Annotated in this window: 16 protein-coding genes; 13 read left to right on the top strand and 3 right to left on the bottom strand. The window is 38.0% G+C overall.

All coding sequences use genetic code 11. The features are described from left to right. Positions 1-182: 182 nt before the first annotated feature. Positions 183-1,142 (top strand): NAD(P)-dependent oxidoreductase, encoded by a 960-nt coding sequence (locus A8B79_RS13375; RefSeq protein WP_066223631.1) that lies wholly within the window; start codon positions 183-185, stop codon positions 1,140-1,142. A gap of 10 nt (positions 1,143-1,152) precedes the next feature. On the opposite strand, the gene A8B79_RS13370 is transcribed toward A8B79_RS13375, so the two are convergent. Continuing rightward, positions 1,153-1,749: a YigZ family protein gene (locus A8B79_RS13370; RefSeq protein ID WP_268872944.1), complete on the bottom strand. Its 597-nt coding sequence runs from the start codon at positions 1,747-1,749 to the stop codon at positions 1,153-1,155. A gap of 223 nt (positions 1,750-1,972) precedes the next feature. Here A8B79_RS13370 and A8B79_RS13365 point away from each other — a divergent pair, with 223 nt between their 5' ends. From A8B79_RS13365 to A8B79_RS16235, 4 genes are all read left to right on the top strand, one after another. After that, positions 1,973-2,674, top strand: coding sequence for a succinate dehydrogenase cytochrome b subunit (locus A8B79_RS13365; protein ID WP_066224075.1), 702 nt, complete (start codon positions 1,973-1,975; stop codon positions 2,672-2,674). A gap of 13 nt (positions 2,675-2,687) precedes the next feature. Further along, positions 2,688-4,610 carry a fumarate reductase/succinate dehydrogenase flavoprotein subunit gene (locus A8B79_RS13360; protein ID WP_066223627.1) on the top strand — a complete coding sequence of 641 codons (1,923 nt, stop codon included), beginning with the start codon at positions 2,688-2,690 and terminating at the stop codon, positions 4,608-4,610. Between the two features lie 80 nt (positions 4,611-4,690). Next, on the top strand, positions 4,691-5,443 hold the full coding sequence (locus A8B79_RS13355; protein ID WP_082894199.1) for a succinate dehydrogenase/fumarate reductase iron-sulfur subunit: 753 nt from the start codon (positions 4,691-4,693) through the stop codon (positions 5,441-5,443). A 39-nt stretch (positions 5,444-5,482) separates the two neighbouring features. After that, positions 5,483-5,641 carry a hypothetical protein gene (locus A8B79_RS16235; protein ID WP_201118609.1) on the top strand — a complete coding sequence of 53 codons (159 nt, stop codon included), beginning with the start codon at positions 5,483-5,485 and terminating at the stop codon, positions 5,639-5,641. Between the two features lie 910 nt (positions 5,642-6,551). Here A8B79_RS16235 and A8B79_RS13350 read toward each other — a convergent pair. Next, positions 6,552-7,010, bottom strand: coding sequence for a DUF1456 family protein (locus A8B79_RS13350; RefSeq protein ID WP_066223624.1), 459 nt, complete (start codon positions 7,008-7,010; stop codon positions 6,552-6,554). 176 nt (positions 7,011-7,186) lie between these two features. Here A8B79_RS13350 and A8B79_RS13345 point away from each other — a divergent pair, with 176 nt between their 5' ends. Together A8B79_RS13345 and A8B79_RS13340 are read left to right on the top strand one after the other, a co-directional pair. Next, the gene (locus A8B79_RS13345; protein WP_066223619.1) at positions 7,187-7,846 is read left to right on the top strand and encodes a YqiJ family protein; all 660 of its coding nucleotides are present in this window, start codon (positions 7,187-7,189) and stop codon (positions 7,844-7,846) included. A gap of 11 nt (positions 7,847-7,857) precedes the next feature. Then, on the top strand, positions 7,858-9,705 hold the full coding sequence (locus A8B79_RS13340; protein WP_066223617.1) for a flotillin family protein: 1,848 nt from the start codon (positions 7,858-7,860) through the stop codon (positions 9,703-9,705). A 127-nt stretch (positions 9,706-9,832) separates the two neighbouring features. On the opposite strand, the gene A8B79_RS13335 is transcribed toward A8B79_RS13340, so the two are convergent. Further along, positions 9,833-10,633 carry a hypothetical protein gene (locus tag A8B79_RS13335; protein ID WP_066223615.1) on the bottom strand — a complete coding sequence of 267 codons (801 nt, stop codon included), beginning with the start codon at positions 10,631-10,633 and terminating at the stop codon, positions 9,833-9,835. A gap of 229 nt (positions 10,634-10,862) precedes the next feature. Here A8B79_RS13335 and gap point away from each other — a divergent pair, with 229 nt between their 5' ends. The 6 genes from gap to A8B79_RS13305 all read left to right on the top strand — a co-directional run bounded on the left by gap (position 10,863) and on the right by A8B79_RS13305 (position 18,450). Beyond that, positions 10,863-11,861: a type I glyceraldehyde-3-phosphate dehydrogenase gene (gene gap, locus A8B79_RS13330; RefSeq protein ID WP_066223614.1), complete on the top strand. Its 999-nt coding sequence runs from the start codon at positions 10,863-10,865 to the stop codon at positions 11,859-11,861. A 132-nt stretch (positions 11,862-11,993) separates the two neighbouring features. Continuing rightward, positions 11,994-13,889 carry a M61 family metallopeptidase gene (locus A8B79_RS13325; RefSeq protein WP_066223612.1) on the top strand — a complete coding sequence of 632 codons (1,896 nt, stop codon included), beginning with the start codon at positions 11,994-11,996 and terminating at the stop codon, positions 13,887-13,889. A gap of 94 nt (positions 13,890-13,983) precedes the next feature. Further along, positions 13,984-15,072, top strand: coding sequence for a calcium/sodium antiporter (locus A8B79_RS13320; RefSeq protein ID WP_066223610.1), 1,089 nt, complete (start codon positions 13,984-13,986; stop codon positions 15,070-15,072). A gap of 251 nt (positions 15,073-15,323) precedes the next feature. Next, positions 15,324-16,634, top strand: a complete 1,311-nt coding sequence (nhaA, locus tag A8B79_RS13315) for a Na+/H+ antiporter NhaA (protein WP_066223608.1) — start codon at positions 15,324-15,326, stop codon at positions 16,632-16,634. Between the two features lie 168 nt (positions 16,635-16,802). Further along, a complete protein-coding gene (locus A8B79_RS13310; protein WP_066223606.1) occupies positions 16,803-17,333 on the top strand; it encodes a fasciclin domain-containing protein in 531 nt (176 codons plus the stop codon). 121 nt (positions 17,334-17,454) lie between these two features. Continuing rightward, the gene (locus tag A8B79_RS13305; RefSeq protein WP_066223604.1) at positions 17,455-18,450 is read left to right on the top strand and encodes a hypothetical protein; all 996 of its coding nucleotides are present in this window, start codon (positions 17,455-17,457) and stop codon (positions 18,448-18,450) included. The last annotated feature ends 85 nt before the right edge of the window (positions 18,451-18,535 follow it).

Genomic DNA, 18,535 nt, shown 5'->3' with positions numbered 1-18,535 from the left:
ATAAAGAAACGTAACAACTCTGAATTCGGATTGGTACTTAGTGAAATTATTATACTTTAAATCATCAAACATAAGTGTAACTTTTATGTAACATTCTTTATTAACGTTTAATGGAATACATTTGTAGATTTTTCCGGTTTAAGCACCGAAGATTTAGGTTAATCAATAAATAGACTCTTGAGATGAAAATATTAATAGCTGACAAAATTCAGGATTCAGTTGCAGAATCTCTTTCAGACAAAGGGCATGTTTGCACAATTGACAGTTCTTTAACATCTGACTTGTTACCCGGTTCAATTACAGATCATGAGGTATTGGTTGTCAGAAGTACAAGAGTGGAAGTTGAAACGATAGACAAGGCAAGTGATCTTAAGCTGATCGTTAGAGCCGGGGCAGGGACAAATACCATCGATAAAGAGTACGCTGCGAAAAAAGGCATAAAAGTGTGTAATGTCCCCGGAGCTAATTCTATTGCAGTTGCTGAACTTGTGATGGGATTGATCATTTCCATAGACCGTAAGATTCCTGATAATGTGCATGATCTTAGGCAAGGAATCTGGAGTAAGAAAAAATACAGTGCCGCTAAAGGAATTTACGGAAGAAACTTAGGGATATTAGGTTTGGGTTCGATTGGACTGGCATTAGCGGAAAGAGCAAAAGCCTTTGGTATGAATGTATTCGGGGTTGAAAAAACCTCAAGATCAGAGGAGTCGAAAACAAAGATTTCTGAAGTAGGAATTACATTATTTGGATCAAGAGAAGAGTTGTTAAAAAAATGCGATGTAGTAAGTCTTCATTTACCATCCGTGCCAGAGACAAAAAACTTAGTAGATGAGAATTTCTTATCTCAAATGAATGACGGAGCGATATTAGTAAATACATCCAGAGGAGAACTTGTGGATGAAAATGCTTTGATCAAAGCCATGAATGAGAAGGGAATACGAGTAGCGCTGGATGTTTATGCGGATGAACCCGGCGCCGGAGAATCGGAATTCAAAAACCAAATAGGCGAACATCCTAATGTATATGGAACTCATCATATTGGTGCATCAACTCAACAAGCTCAGGATGCAGTAGCTGAAGGTGTAATTGAAGTAGTTGAAACCTTTGCCAATGGTGGAATAATTAATTGTGTGAATTAAAGAAAGTTATTCAGCTGAAATAATATCCCGAATCCATTTTTTTGAAAGAGATAGACAAATGAGCTAAGTCTTCAAGTCGATTTTTAAAAGAGTCACTGAGTTCTTTTGGAGCGGCTACTGTTAATGTAACATTTTCCAGGTATTCGGAATCTTTTTCGTGCAATTGAAAATCCTGTCTCAGTTTTTGAATGATATTCTCTTCAGAATATTCATAACTGACTTGAAACCAGACGCAGGGAATAACAGTTTTCAGTTTAGCTATTTCAATAGCTTGTTTCGCTCCTTCACCGTAAGCCTCAATCAATCCTGATTTACCAAGTTTGGTTCCTCCGAAATAACGTACAACCACTGCACAGACATCCACCAATTCATTAGACCGAAGTTGATTTAAGATTGGAAGTCCGGCCGTGCCCGAAGGCTCTCCATCATCGCTGCTGAACTCGGTGGTGTCACTTGCTCCGATCCGGTAAGCATAGCAATGATGTGAAGCGTCCCAAAGCTCGGTTTTCAATTTTTGAAGTTGCTCATCAAACTCTTGCTCAGATTTAGCAGGAATGAGATATCCAATGAACTTAGAACCTCTTTCTTTGAATTCAGAAGTAAATATGTTAGAAACTGTTTTCAGAAAATGATTGATTTATTAGCTTGAAAAGGTAAAAGAATATTTATCGCCGTTCATACTTAATATTTAGAGTGAATCCACCTTGCCATTGAAAAGGGAAAAAGCGATTTTTCAAATCTATAAAAGCATAATTTAGTTTCACTTTAAATTGAAACTAAAGCTTAAACAAGCTTGTTTAACATTTTCAGAACTAACTATAAAAACCAGCATGCCCTCATTTATAAAAGCGATCAATTCGCAGGTAGGCCGCAAAATCATGACGGGGATCACAGGCATCGGTTTGATGCTGTTTCTCATCGGTCATATTGTAGGTAATCTAACTATTTTCGGTGCTCCTGAAGCCTTTAACATTTATACCAAAACTTTAGAAGATCTGGGTCCTTTGCTTTATGTGATTGAAGCAGGATTGGCTTTTTTCTTTTTATACCATACAATTTTGGGAGTCTCGATCTGGTGGAACAGAAGAAAAGCTCGCCCGGAAGGATACAAGAAGTATCAAACTAAAGGCGGACCAAGTCACCAGTCTTTAGCTTCAAAAAGCATGGTCTATACAGGAATCATCATTTTGGTTTTTCTTGTGATCCATATCTGGACATTTAAATTCGGTGATACTGAAATGGTAAAGCTTGCATCGGGCGAAATGGCTCGTGACCTGAGGGCATTGGTGATCGAAAAATTTACTGACCCGCTATATGCCTTCGGCTATACATTTGTATTGAGTTTATTGATACTCCATTTGTCACATGGATTCTGGAGCGCTTTTACTTCGCTTTCTATGAAGAGCAAAGAAGCTTCAAAAAAAGTACAAATGGGTGCTTATGGTTTCGCAATCGTAATTATGCTCATGTTCATCTTCATTCCGCTGTATATCTATTTCACCGGCGGTGAAGGCTCATTAATCTCATATTAAAAGGAATTTAAGAATGAAATTAGATTCAAAAGCACCTGAAGGACCACTAGAAGAAAAGTGGCGCAAGCATAAAAAAGAAATGAAGCTTGTCGCTCCTAATAACAAGCGAAAGTATGAGGTTATCGTTGTTGGAACCGGATTAGCCGGTGGAGCAGCGGCTGCAAGTATGGCCGAGCTTGGCTACAATGTAAAGAGTTTCTGTATTCAGGATTCTGCCAGACGCGCACATAGTATTGCTGCTCAGGGTGGAATTAATGCGGCTAAGAATTATCCGAATGACGGCGACAGCATCTGGAGATTATTTTACGATACCATCAAAGGTGGCGATTACAGATCCAGAGAATCGAATGTGTACCGACTTGCGGAAGTTGCAAACGAAATTATTGATCAGGCAGTTGCTCAGGGTGTTCCTTTTGCACGGGAATATGGTGGATTACTTGCAAACCGATCGTTTGGTGGAGCTCAGGTTTCCAGAACATTTTATGCTCGTGGTCAAACCGGACAGCAATTATTACTGGGTGCTTACCAGGCGATGATGCGTCAAGTGAACGAAGGTGGAATTGAATATCACCCACGCCATGAGATGCTTGATGTTGTGATCATTGACGGACAAGCTCGAGGTATTATTACCAGAGATCTGGTTTCAGGTGAATTGAAAAGATGGGAAGCCGATGCAGTTGTATTGGCAACCGGTGGATATGGAAACGTATTCTATCTTTCAACAAACGCTAAGAATTCAAATGTAACAGCTGCTTGGAGAGCTCACAAGAAAGGAGCTTTATTTGCAAACCCATGTTATGTGCAGGTTCACCCAACATGTATACCGGTTTCCGGAGATTACCAGTCTAAACTTACTCTGATGAGTGAGAGTTTGAGAAACGATGGTCGTGTTTGGGTTCCTCGTAAAAAAGGAGATGATCGTCATCCAAATGATATTCCGGATGAAGAAAGGTTCTATTATCTGGAAGAAAAATATCCGAGCTTCGGAAACCTTGTTCCCCGTGATGTAGCTTCCAGAAATGCTAAGATCGTTTGTGATGAAGGATTAGGAGTGGGACCAACAGGATTGTCGGTTTATCTGGATTTCCGCGATGTTATCAAGCGTGATGGAAAAGAAACTGTTGCTGCAAAATATGGTAACCTGTTTGATATGTATGAAAATATTGCAGGAGAAAATCCATACGAGCAACCAATGAGAATTTATCCTGCAGTGCATTACACGATGGGCGGTCTTTGGGTAGATTATAACTTGATGACGAACATTCCGGGGTTATTTGCCACAGGAGAAGCTAATTTCTCAGATCACGGCGCAAACAGACTTGGAGCCAGTGCATTGATGCAAGGTTTGAGTGATGGATATTTTGTACTTCCGGCAACAATTGGTAATTACTTAGCTGATGTAAAACCGGGTACCCGTTACGGAACCGATCACAACGCCTTTATTGAAGCAGAAAAAGGTGCTCAGGATCAAATCGATAAACTTCTGAATGTAAACGGAAAAAGAACCATTGTTGATTTCCACAGAACGCTCGGGAAGATCGTTTGGGATAACATCGGTATTGCCAGAAACAAGGAAGATCTTGAAAAAGCGATCAAAGAAATTCAGGAACTTCGTGAAGAATTCTGGACGAATGTGTATGTACCGGGCGAAAAGAATAACTACAACAAATATCTGGAATTTGCAGGTCGTGTAGCCGATTTCTTTGAGTTAGCTGAGTTAATGGCCAGAGACGCTCTGGAAAGAGAAGAGTCATGTGGTTGTCACCTTCGTGAGGAATATCAATCTGAAGAAGGAGAAGCGATCCGTAATGACGAAGACTTCTCTTACGTAGCAGCCTGGGAATTCAAGGGTGTGAACGGACAGCTTCAGGAAGAGCTGCACAAAGAAAATTTAGAATTTGAATTCGTTGAACTAAAACAAAGATCATACAAGTAAAAGGTTTACCACAGAATCACCAAGACACAAAAATTATTTAGTGATTTTGTGCTTTAGTGGCTGAACCAAAGGAAAAGATTATGAGCAAAGATATGACCATTCATTTGAAATACTGGAAACAAGCAGGACCTGATGTTCCCGGTCATTTCGAAGAGTATACTTTAGATACTGTAAACGAGCATATGTCCTTTCTTGAAATGCTGGATGTACTCAACGAAGAACTTCAGCTGCAAGGCAAAGAACCTGTTGAATTCGATTACGATTGTCGCGAGGGAATTTGCGGTTCTTGTAATTTAGTGATCAACGGACAGGCACACGGACCAAAAGCCGAAGTTGCTTGTTGTCAATTGCACATGCGTAATTATAAAGATGGCGACAAAATTACCATCGAACCCCCAAGAGCAGCTGCTTTTCCGATCATTAAAGATCTTGTTGTAGATCGTAGTGCTTTTGATCGAATCATTGAAGTAGGTGGGTATGTATCGGTAAAAACCGGTTCCGCTCAGGAAGCAAATGCCTTGCCGGTAGAAAAAGAGAAATCAGATGAAGCATTTGAATATGCTGCTTGTATTGGTTGCGGCGCTTGTGTGGCTGCTTGTCCGAATGCTTCGGCTTCGTTGTTTACGGGAGCGAAACTTGCTCACTTAAATAAATTCCCTCAGGGAGAAGTGGAAAGAAGTAACCGTGCAGTTGCAATGGTAGACCAAATGAAAGAAGAAGGATTTGGTGACTGTTCCAACTTTGCAGAATGTGAAGCTGTTTGCCCGAAAGGAATTTCTATCTCCGCTATTGCTGAAATGAGAAGAGATTACATGAAGGCGTTGGTGAGCTAATTAAGTTAATCCGAAAATTTAAACTGAAGTCAAAGTACTATGAATAAGAAAAATGCATTGGCTTTTGGGATAATTATCGGAACGGTGATTGGAATTATTACCGATAACTTAGCGCTTTGGCTTGCTTTAGGTGTTGCTTTTGGAGCTGCCGGAATGGTAAAGGCTTCCAAAGATGAAAAAGAAGATACTCAGGAATAGTTTTCAGCTTTAATTTAAAAGCCATCTCGTTTTGAGGTGGCTTTTTTGTTTAAAGATGCCAACCTGAGTAGGGGTGCTTTATAGAAAGCTGACTTGACAAGTGTGTCGGAGGGTCATCCTGAACTTGTTTCAGGATCTTTGCGAAGAATGGAAGTTAGATACCATTCATGCTTAAACATCAAAGATTAATATAAGGCGGCATAAACTAAACTCTCTATTCATTGTACTAGCTGAAGTTTATTTCGTGAATGAGTTGGTAGCCTTTTCTTAAGATCCCGAAACAAGTTCGGGATGACCTTTTACTTTACGAAACTAATCAACTCCTAAACTTCTCATTTCGAGCGGATGGAGAAATCTAAAGATGTAATTTTAGGTAAATCCCAGATCTTACACATGTGTTCGAGATGACAAAGAGCCTAAAATAATTAGTGCCTTAGTGCTTTTGTGGCTAAACCAACACCATCAACCAATCCAAGCGTAAACGTGATACCCCCGTTGAAGAACGGGAAATCAAGACAAAAGTAGGTATCCGTATTCTAAGATAAATGTGTTTATAGGGTTCAACTCCTTTGTTCTATGTACTTTTGTACCGACAAAAGTACCAAAAGCTCCCGACAAGAATTATTGGCGCGAACTCCATTACATCGACTAATCATTACAAAAGGTCTACGTTCGAATGATGCATATTTAAGAATCAGCCTGAATGTAATGATTACTCCTTCGGAGCCGTCGATTTCATTGCGTTCTTGTTTCGCCAATAATTCTAAGTTCGGCGTAGTTGGAAGCCTTTTCTGGAATCTTCAGAATTACAAACAAGTCAATTTTTGTATGTGAATTATCTAACTTCTACAGAGAAGACAGAGAGCTTAATACATTTAGTGCCTTCGTGCTTTTGTGGTAAGCCAATCCATCAAGCTCTAAACTTCTCCTGCAAGCCCGAAAGAAAATGTCTTAAATATTGATCGTTGCATTCCCGGTACTTTCCGGAGGTGGGTTTTCTGAAAAAGGCGCTTAGTTCGTGCGGACTGATGCTTTTATCAACCAGATCAAACATTTCTAAAATGTCATCGCTCTGAAGGTTGTAAGCGATGCGTAATTTTCTGAATATGATGTTGTTATTTAATACTTGTTCAGGAACAGGCTGTGGTCCATCTTTCTTGCCACGCTTTTGATTGATCAATCCATTCAGGAAAGTAGCCAAGGCAACATCAGGCATTTTCACAAAATCAGAATCTTCATCTTTCTTGAGCCAGGTTGTAACTCTGGCCTGATCAATGGGATCATTAGCCAAAGCAAAAACCTCTGCCATTTTAAGATCGTTATAGCCTAGAATATATCGTAATCGCCTGAAAATATCGTTGCTGTCCATTTTGGGAACTGAAGTAAAGAATTAAATAAGTGAACTCGAAAGGTACCAATAAAGATCGGGATATTAACCCGTTAAATTAAAACATGATAAATAGTGTAGACTTACAAAATAGGAGTTGTTTAATAAGGCGGATTTTGATATTTACAGACTCAATTGAAATATATCTTTAAAGTTAAATGATCGAGTATTTGTTGGAGCCTTACAATGCTCCCTTCTTTTATGCATTTGCTGTTCTGTTGGTGATACTCGGCTTGGAGTTGTTCTCTTTAGTACTGGGATTTGGATTTTCTCAGTTTATCGACAATATTTTTGATGGTGGAGATATCGCTCTGGAAACAGATATAGATTCAGATGTTGAATTTGAAAACGGATTTATATCAAAGTATATCGCCTGGATCAAAGTAAAAAATGTACCTGTTCTCATCTTGCTGATCATTTTTCTGGCTACTTTTTCAATTACCGGTTTTATGCTGCAAAGTCTTTCAAATAAATTTTTTGAATTTACTTTGCCTCTTATTGCGGCCATACCTGCAAGCATACTTATTTGTTTACCATTATACAGATGGGTTGCTAAGACTCTTGGAACTAAATTATTTAAAGAAGAAACAACAGCACTGTTTGAAAGCTCTTTTGTGGGAGAAGAAGTTGAGATAGTTATAGGGACTTCAAGACCGGGTTTTCCTGCGGAAGCAAAGTTCAAAGATGTATACGGTCAACTGCACTACATCATGGTTGAGCCTGAGGACAGTGAAACGGAATTCAAACAAGGAACTAAAGTAGTTTTAACAGAAAAAAAGGGTTCGACTTTTAAAGCTACCTTACCAATAAATAAATAATACGATTAAGAATGGATTTTCTTCAAACAAATGACATTGTCATAATTTCTTCGATAATACTGGTATCGCTTCTGATTATAGGATTGGTTTTTGCAAGACTATATAAAAGAGCATCCAAAGAACTTTCTTTTGTAAGAACAGGCTTTGGCGGCCAAAAAGTAATTATGAATGGGGGAGCATTAGTATTTCCGGTACTTCACGAAATTATTGCCGTAAATATGAACACTATTCGCTTAGTGGTTTCAAGAAAGAATGAGCAGGCATTGATTACCAGAGACAGAATGAGAGTGGATGCTACTGCCGAGTTTTACTTGAGAGTTAAACCCGAAGCAGATGCAATAGCTTTCGCAGCTCAGACATTAGGTCAAAGAACTATTTCCCCGGAACAGCTTAAAGAGTTAATGGAAGGTAAGTTTGTAGATGCTTTAAGGGCTGTTGCTGCTGAGATGGGAATGGAAGAACTTCATGAAAAGAGAACTGACTTTGTTCAAAAAGTTCAGAATGCTGTAAAGGTAGATCTTGAAAAAAATGGTTTGGAACTGGAAACGGTTTCTTTAACAGGACTGGATCAAACGGATAAGCAGTTTTTTAATGCTAATAATGCATTTGACGCTCAGGGTTTGACCAAGCTTACCGAGACAATTGAAGAAAAGAAGAAAGTAAGAAACGACATCGAACAAAATACTTCAGTTGCTATCAAGAAGAAGAACTTGGAAGCTGAAAAAGAAAGACTGGAGTTGGAAAGGGAAGAGGAGTTTGCAAAAGCTACTCAACAAAGAGCTATTGCAAATCAGGTTGCTTTAGAAGCCGCTCAAATTGCAAAGGAAAAAGCTATTAACGATAAGCTTGCTGAAGAAGCTGAAATTGAAGCTCAACGTGAAGTTGAAAGAGCGAAGATCAAAGCAAACAGAATGGTCGAGGAAGAAAGGATCCTGAATGAGCAATCTGTAAAAGAGAAAGATATTGAGCGGGAAAAAGCGATCGAGCTAACCAATCAGGACAGGGACATTGTAGTTGCTGAAAAGTCAAAGACTAGATCAAAAGCCGAAAAAGAAGCTAAACTTGCAGAAGCGGAAGCGGCGTCAGCATCTGAGAAAGTTGCTACAGCACGACAAACAGAAGTAGCGAACAGAAACAAGCAGATTGCAGTAATCAAAGCAATGGAAGAGGCTGAAGAAAAAGCTGTAAGTATTAAAGTAGCTGCCGAAGCTGAAAAGACAGCGGCTCTTGATAAAGCGGAATCGATCAAAACTACTGCTGTTGCTGAAGCTGAAGCGATCAAAATTAAAGCCAAAGCAGATGAGGAGAGATATAAAGTTGAGGCCGAAGGTAATGAGAAATTAAACGCTGCCGAAAATGTGCTTTCAAAAGAGATTATTCAGATGAGAGTCCAGATCGAAACAATAAAACAGGCTACTTCAATGATTGAAGCAAGTGTGAAACCGATCGAAGCAATTTCGGATATGAAGGTAATTAATGTAGGAGGATTGTCTGATTTTGTTGGCTCGGGAGTGAATAACGGAAGTGCAGGTTCAGGAGGGAATGGTTCATCCGGAAACATGGCTGATCAACTTGTAAACAGTTTGCTTAAGTACAGAGGATTAGCACCTGTAGTTGATAATATTCTAAAAGAAGTTGGAATGGAAACCGGATCAATACAAGGGCTGACAAAGGCGCTGAATCCAAGTGGTGAGATTGCACAAAAGCAAGATGCATCAAACACCGAAAACGATCAGAAAACAGATAATCCCGAAAAGAAATCCAAATCAACAGAAGCAGAGAGTGAAGAAATAACCAAAAAAACTGAGACGGATAAATCTGTGAGTAGAAAAAAAGGTGAGTCTGGAAGTTCTAAGTGATCTTAAAATAATAACCCCTAAGGCTTATTTTGCCTAAGGGTTTGGATTAGGGAATAAATCCAGGCTATTAATCTTTTATTGAACAGAAGCTTAAAACCGGACTAAAGAAGGATAAAAAAGAGTCTTACTATTCCTTTTCTCTTAAGTCATTATTTAAATTATCGTTATTTTGATAAACATCTTCAGGCTCTATTTCAATTTCAGATAGATTCTCATTCACTTTTTCTTTTTTCTTTGAAGAAGATAGTTTTTTCGGAAGTTGGTCAATGATCTTATTGGCAAGGTCTTTCAGGTTTTTAAGCTTTCTTTTTCTCCATGCAATATCTAATTGATATATCAGAAGAGACGAAATGCTCCAAAGTCCGGCACTTAAAGCAATAATACCTTGAATACTTAAATCGGAAAATACCCCGGTTATCATCATAATTAAGAAAGTAAGTCCTCCTCCATACATTATCCCTTCAGTCAAAGGACTTCCTAATCCTACTCTTTGCGAAAGTTTCAACTTGGTACCAGTATCTCTTTTTATTAGTGAAACGGTTGTTTCTATCCCTGAAATGCTGGTATGAGACCATTTTCGTTGATCCTTAGACTCTTTAGCCATCCCGAAAGCACTTCCGCCAAATTGATGCCCCAATTCAGATAACACATCTTCCCAAATCGTTATTTCAGGTAACTCGCTATCAAAAGTTCTTTCTTCAAAAATATGAGTATCCGTTATACCGGAGTGGCGGGTAATTTTCTTGTTTTCGTATTCCAGAGCGGCAGTTTTAATGAAGTCAACATCAAGACCTGAATCCTTGCCTATTTCCATAAGTTCGTTCATGGTCAAGCCTTGCTCATGAACTTCGCTCCCGGATTTTTTTTGCATTTCGGCAGCCTTCCGAATGATCTCTTTTACTTCTTCTTCAGTAAATACTTTCCCCATTATGTATCCATTAAGTTCAAAAGATTATAAGAAAATAAATTTCCGCCAACCATTTAATTTTTGGAAAAGCGCTTTTAGTACTTGTTCATGTTTTTCTATTGCTATCATAAGCTAAAATCATTGAATATGGCGACTAGTAGTGGTATTTTCAGAGTCTGAAAAGAAAGTTATTTAATGGGTTGGTTTTGTAAATGATATCAGAATTGACCATCAAAAAAACAGGTATAAAATGTCAAAAATAAAAGTCGGAATTAACGGATTTGGTCGAATTGGTAGAATGGTTACCCGATCAATTCTTGCAAAGTATAGCGATAAAGTTGATATCGTTGGGGTAAACGATCTAACTGATACAAATACACTAGCTCATCTTTTTAAGTACGACTCGTCGCAAGGGACTTTCGATGGAACGGTTTCTGTGGATGGGGATAAGATTTCCATCAATGATATGAGTTTTTCAGTTACAGCTGAAAGAGATCCGGCTAACTTAAACTGGGGAGATCTTGGCGTTGATATTGTGATTGAATCAACCGGTTTTTTTGTAGATAAAGAAAGTGCAAGTAAGCATATCGAAGCAGGCGCTAAGAAAGTGATCATTTCTGCACCGGGAAAAGGACCAGTTAAAACAGTAGTACTTGGTGTAAACGATGAAGTGATCGATGAAGAAACAGAGATCTACTCGAATGCGAGCTGTACAACAAACTGTCTTGCACCAATGGTAAAAGTTTTGGATGATGCTTTCGGAGTTAAGAAAGGGTTTATGACAACCATTCACGCGTACACAGGTGATCAAAGAATATTAGACGCACCGCACAAAGATCTTAGAAGAGCTCGCGCTGCTGCCATTAATATTATTCCTACTTCGACCGGAGCTGCAAAAGCAGTTGGATTAGTACTTCCGCATTTAGACGGGAAGTTAGATGGAGGAGCCGTTCGTGTTCCAACCCCAACAGGTTCACTGACTGATTTTGTTTGTGAAGTGAACAAAGAAACTACTGCAGAAGAAGTAAACGCTGCGTTCAAAAAAGCATCTGAAGGTTCTATGAAAGGAATTCTTGAGTATGCAACAGATCCATTGGTATCAACGGATATCATCGGAAACCCACATTCAAATATTTTTGACAGCGACCTGACAAAAGTGGATGGTAATCTTGTAAAAGTAATTGGCTGGTACGATAACGAAGCCGGTTATTCTATGAGAACCGCAGATCTGATTCTGAAAATAGCTTAACAAGCGAATCTTTAGCCCCGGCAGTTAACTCTGACCGGGGTTTTTAATTTCTTACAATTAATAAATTACGGTTTGGCAATTTTTTCGGATTACTGAAGTTGCTATCCAAAATATTCATCAAAACATATTCTAATGAAGAAACTTATATATGGAGTTTTACTCCTTAGTGTAACTTATGCATGTTCGCCAAAAACAGGAGACAATCTTTCAAAAGAAATGAAAGAGCTAGCTGCACAAACTCCAATTTCCACCTCAATTGATCTTGTAAATATTGATAATGACCGGGTTTGGGTTGAGATCGATCCCGGAATGTTTTCTCAAGACACCGTTACATACAGAATTCCAAGGGTTGTTCAGGGAACTTATGATATCAGTGATTTCGGAAGTTTTACAGAAGACTTGGTTGCTTATGATTATTCAGGAATGGAAATTGAAGTAAATAGACCGGATGAAAATACATGGATCATTCCCAATGCTCAGAAATTAGATAAGTTGGGCTACTATGTAAACGATACATTTGATATCGAGAACACAGAAAAACCAACACCATTCTCACCATCAGGCACAAATATTGAAGACGATAATTTTGTTCTTAATCTGCACGGTTTTATAGGATATTTTGAAGAGTTGAAAGATAATAGCTACAAATTAGCTGTTACCGCTCCCGCCGGAATGAAAAAATCATCCGCGCTTCCTACAAGCAGCTCTATGGTTTTAGAAGGAGATTCAACAGTAGTAGATAATTATACAGCTGCCCGATATTTTGATATTACTGATAATCCGATGTTTTACGGTAATCTGGATATTGAAGAATTTCAGGTGGGCGACATTCAGATCGTGTTAAGTGTGTATTCACCAAACGGAGTGCATTCCGCAGCAAAGATCAAAGAGACCGTTTTTGAAATGATGCAGGCCCAAAAAGTATATCTGGGTGACCTAAACAGTACTCCGCGATATGACATCTATCTGTATCTGTCAGAAGGTACTGAAACATCACCACAGGGTTTTGGAGCACTAGAACATCAGACTTCAACCATTGTTGTACTTCCTGAGCAAATGCAGGAGCCACAGTTAAATCAAGCTATGATCGATGTGGTTTCACATGAGTTTTTCCATATTGTAACACCATTAAGCGTGCACTCAGAAGATGTTCACTATTTCGATTACTATGAGCCGACATTTTCGAAGCATTTGTGGATGTATGAGGGAGTTACGGAATATTTTGCGAGTCACTTTCAGGCCTACGAAGATCTTCAACCTAAAGAAGAATTCTATAATAAGATTCAGAGCAAGATCTCAAGTTCATACACTATGGACGATTCTATGAGTTTTACAGTTATGAGTGAAAATGTAATTGATGAACCATATGCATCTAATTATTACAATGTGTATCAAAAAGGAGCTTTGATCGGGATGTGCATTGATATTCTGATGAGAGAAGAAAGTAACGGTGAAAGAAGTATGCTTTCGTTGATGAAAGAATTGTCAGCAAAATATGGAATCGACAAACCATTCGAAGATGATAACCTGATCGCTGAAATAACCGAGATGACTTACCCATCAATTGGTGAGTTTCTGAGAACTCATGTTGAAGGAACTACACCTATCGATTATTCAGTATTCTTTGATAAGGTTGGTCTTGAAATGGGAGTGGAAGAGGTACAGACAAATCTGTTTCTGATAAATCAGCAAGCAGCATTTATTAATGTAAATCCGGAAACCAGAGAAATTTATTTCGAAAATATGGACTTGAATACTTCACTGATAGAATTAGGAGTTAGACCTGGAGATATTCTGAAATCCATTAATGGATTAGAAGCTTCATTGCAAAATATCCAGCAGGTTATTCCACAGAGTTTTCAGTGGACGCCGGATACAGATATTTCAATGACGTTGGAAAGAAATGGAGAAGAGGTGAAACTACAAGGAAAAGTTGGAACGCCAATGTATCCACAGCAAAATTTACAGGAAGTTGAAAATGCTACCGATGAGCAAATTCAACTCAGAAATTGGTGGTTGGAGAAATAATTTTTCATCAAACTATAAAAACTAAGCCTTTCTGCTCGGGAAAGGCTTTTTTTATGCTGAATACCTTGTACCTTTGGTGTTCACAAATTCAGATATGACAGCAATTACTTTTATAGCCGGATTGGCGGCACTTATTGGCGGAGCAGAATTATTTTTAAGAGGTGTGGATCACTTTGGTGTGAAATGGAGAGTCTCACCTTTAATTATGGGATTGACTGTGGTCGCTTTTGCAACCGGTGCTCCCGAACTGGCGATCAGTTTGCAGGCAGCCATAGCAGGGAACGCTGACTTAGTTCTGGGAAATATTGTAGGTAGTAATATCGCAAATATACTTCTGATTCTTGGGATTAGCGCTATTATAAAGCCTTTAGCAGTAAAACTCAGAGTGGTCCAAATTGACGTTCCGATCGTAATAGCAGCAAGTGTATTATTGTACGTTATTGCTTTTGACGGCGAGCTTACAACACTGGACGGAGTGTGGCTGTTATTGGGATTAGTAGCATATTCAGTTTTTACTTTTTTCCAGATAAAGAAAGAAAGAGACAATCAACCCGAAGAAACAGACTTCGAAGCAGAGCAAAGAAAGCTCTCAACTGGTTGGTTCTTCTATGTGAAGAATATCGGATATTTAATTGTTGGTATGGGATTGATCATTCAGGGATCAGACTGGATGGTAAAAAGTGCAGTTGAAATTGCTACAATATTAGGACTTTCTGAGTTAGTGATTGGTTTAACAATTGTATCGATAGGAACTTCATTACCGGAAGTTGCTACGAGCATTGCAACCATCCGAAAAGGAAATACAGATATGGCTGTGGCAAATGTGATGGGAAGTAATCTATATAATATTTTGCTTACACTAGGTTTAACAGTTGTAATAGCTCCAAATATATTAACAGTTTCTCCTGCTGCATTGGCATTAGATCTTCCTTTCATGGTTGCGGTAAGTATTATGTGTATCCCGATATTTATTGCCGGCTTTGATATTACTAAATTTGATGGAGCGATGTTACTGTTCTATTATGGTTCTTACCTGACTTATCTGGTTCTGGATGCCGTGGGTTCTGCTTTTGAGCCTACAATGGAATGGGTTATGCTTTATGCTGTTTTACCTTTAACTATCGCATATATAATTTGGCGTGTATATAAATACAGAAGACTCGTTAAAAAATTGATTTCTTAGGAATGGTGCATCGTAGTTTTAAGTTCTGTTCATATCATTGCTATGAGCAACTTATTTATACATATCGTAAAAACGCTTACTACAGGTAGATCACAAAATTTTTTGTGTTGTCCTACAGCTTTATTTTTCCCATCTCAAAAGTGTCCTCAGCATCATTTTGAAGAATGTAGTTGATTTATAAAATCACTTTCTGCCCTTTTAAATAGGGTTATACAAATCAACTTATTACAAAACACTACATTTTTAAAATTATGGAAAAGACTTCATCAAAAAAGCCTTTGGCACCAATACAAGAATTCATCAAAACAGAATCATTTTCAGGAATTCTTCTACTTTTTTCAGCAGTATTAGCACTTGTAGTAGCAAATTCAACTTTGGCAGATTGGTACGTTCAATTATTTCAAGCCAAGCTTACCATAGGTTTTGAATCCGGAAATATTTCGAAACCACTAATTTTATGGATCAACGATGGATTGATGGCGATTTTCTTTCTATTGATCGGTTTGGAGATAAAACGGGAGATCAAATATGGGGAGCTTTCAACCGTGCAATCGGCTCTGCTTCCAATTATTGCTGCATTTGGAGGCGCTGTTGTTCCCGGATTGATCTTTTACGGATTTAATGCCGGAACAGAATTTATGGATGGTTGGGCCATTGCCATTGCAACGGATATTGCTTTTGCTTTAGGAATACTCGCTTTACTCGGTAGCCGGGTACCCGTTTGGGCAAAAGTGTTTCTTACAGCAGTAGCAGTAGTAGACGACTTAATTGCTGTAGTAGTAATCGCTCTATTCTATACGAGTAAAATATCATTGACTGCACTTGCAGTTTCCGGTGGTGCTATATTGGTACTAGTGATTATGAATTGGGCAAATATCCGTTCAATAGCATTATATCTTTTCGTAGGATTAATTCTGTGGGTTGCCGTACTTAAATCAGGTATTCATGCAACCATAGCGGGTGTGGTTTTAGGATTTATGATTCCTGCCAGCCCCCATAAAAACAGGGAAGGGTTACTGGATACCATCGAGAATGGAGTTAAATTATTTCGAAATTCTCTTAACACCCCTGACAAAGAAGATGATGAAACAGCTCTTCACTATTTAGAAGAGGGCATAGAAAAACTTGAAAGTCCATTGCACAAATTAGAACATAAGCTACATCCGCTTGTAGCTTATTTTATTATGCCTGTTTTTGCTTTTGCAAATGCAGGAGTAGCACTTTCAGCCGAACAGACTGTAATAGCTTTTTCATCAACTTTGACCCTTGGAATTATCTTTGGTCTGTTTCTTGGAAAGCAGATCGGTATCATGCTTTCAGTATGGATATCAAGTAAATTAGGTATAGTTAAGTTACCCGATTCAGATAAAGTATGGACTATATTTTATGGAATTGCCTGTTTAACCGGTGTTGGATTTACCATGTCCTTGTTTATCGGAGGACTTGCATTTACTAATCAGGAATTCATAGAATACTCTAAAGTGGGTATTTTTGTGGGCTCTTTGTTGAGTGGGTTACTCGGTTATTTCTTTTTGAGATCTAAGCTTAAGCCTGTAGAATAAATTTAAAAGCCTCATATTTTCAGAGGCTTTTTTTGATCTTAACATATAAGACTTGTGGCGCTGATAAGTGTGAGTTCGAACTTGAATCCACTGCTCTATTATTTATAGGAACATATCATTTTTAATCTCTATTTAAGTGAGTGTTACCATTAATAAAAACTATTCAAGATGAACTTATTCAAGAGAGCAATAAATTTATTTACATTAGCGCTGGTATTAATCCTTTCGTTCGAGGTTAAAGCTCAGGAGGAAACAAATATTCTTGAGTTAACTTCTGAAACAGAGACGTTATCAACATTAGCTACAGCAGTAGAAGCAGCTGATCTGGAGGCAACATTTCAATCGGAAGGGCCCTATACAGTTTTTGCACCAACAAACGAAGCGTTTGAAAATCTTCCTGAGGGAGTTTTAAATGAACTACTGAAGCCTGAAAACAAAGAAAAATTGTTAGCAGTACTTACTTATCATGTAGTTCCCGGTGAAGTAATGTCGGATGATGTTACTAAAACAATGAAAGCTAAAACAATTCAGGGAAGTAATGCATCCATAAAAAGTAATGGAGAAAGCGTTATGATCGAAAATGCGGAAGTAGTAAAAGCAGATATGGATGCCAGCAATGGTGTTGTGCATGTAATTGATGAAGTAATTCTACCACCAAGTATCAAAAAAGCACTGAATTCTTCAAAGAGTGATTATTAGGTCATTCTTTTAAACCAAACTAAGCCGATTGTGAAAGCATTCGGCTTTTTTTTATGGGTCGGAATTCTAATTTTATTTATAGCCTAAATAACTGATATTGGGTCAAATAAAGAGAGTTGATATGAAAGCTTTAATTTATTTCGTCTCAATAATATTCTTCTTGAATGGTTGTGGATTACTCAATTCAAAGAACGATAAAAAAGATCCGCTATATGACTGGGTAGAGATAACAAAGTTCAAGTCGGAATGGATAAATGCTATTGCTACCAATGGTGAAAATGAACTGTACGTAGCGAATGAAGATGTTCTAAATTATTCAAATGATGGGGGTAAAACATTCCAAAGCTTTTCTACTCCGGATTCGGTACACATAAAAAAAATTAGGGTATACGAAAGTCTGTATATGATAGGAGATGTGCTGATAGAAAATGGAGGGGTTTTTTTAGGGTTTACAAACTATGTATATGTATCAGATGATAATGGAAAAAACTGGGAGGAGGTTACAGGAAGATATATTATGCAAGATATAGTAGTTTTTGGGAATAAATTGCATATAGGTAGAACACATGGAGTAACTACCTTTGATCTTGAAGGTGATTCAGTTCTATATAGAAATAGTTTTATAAACAGTAAGTTGAGTGATCATATAGAAGAAATAACAGCGTCAGAAGAAGGAATCATTTACTTAGCTTCTCACGATGGGATTCACTCTTCAGAAGATGATGGTATAAGCTGGAGAAGAATTTCATCAGATATTGATAAAGAAGATGATTTTATAAGATCAATAAGTATAGATGAACAGAATGAGATCATATATGCTGCTGAAAGTGACCGGATATATTTCAAGGAAAAAAGTGCAAGCACCTGGGAAAAGAAGAAAGTTAATATTGGAACACAATTAGTTAGAAGCCTCAGAAGCAGTAAGGTTATTGCCGCAGACTCAGATGAGGTATTTCTTGCACAAGGAAAAGATTTGAGTTTTGAAAATATTGGACCTTTCTACGAAGAAACAGAATATGATTTCCTTAATTTTGAATATCTGGAAGTTTTTTCAGATAACAAGATTGTAGTGGGGGATTATTTCCATTTATTTATTGGGTCTCCAGTCAGTAATTGATCTACATCTTAGCCTTCTTTTCTTTCTCACTGTTAGGTGAGGGTTTTCCCCCATAACTTGCAATGGTTAAGTATTTACAGAATGA

This window comes from Balneola sp. EhC07 (genome assembly GCF_001650905.1).
Taxonomy (GTDB): domain Bacteria; phylum Bacteroidota; class Rhodothermia; order Balneolales; family Balneolaceae; genus Balneola.
The sequence above is the reverse complement of the archived record's forward strand: the minus strand, read 5'-3'. Positions and strand labels throughout refer to the sequence as shown.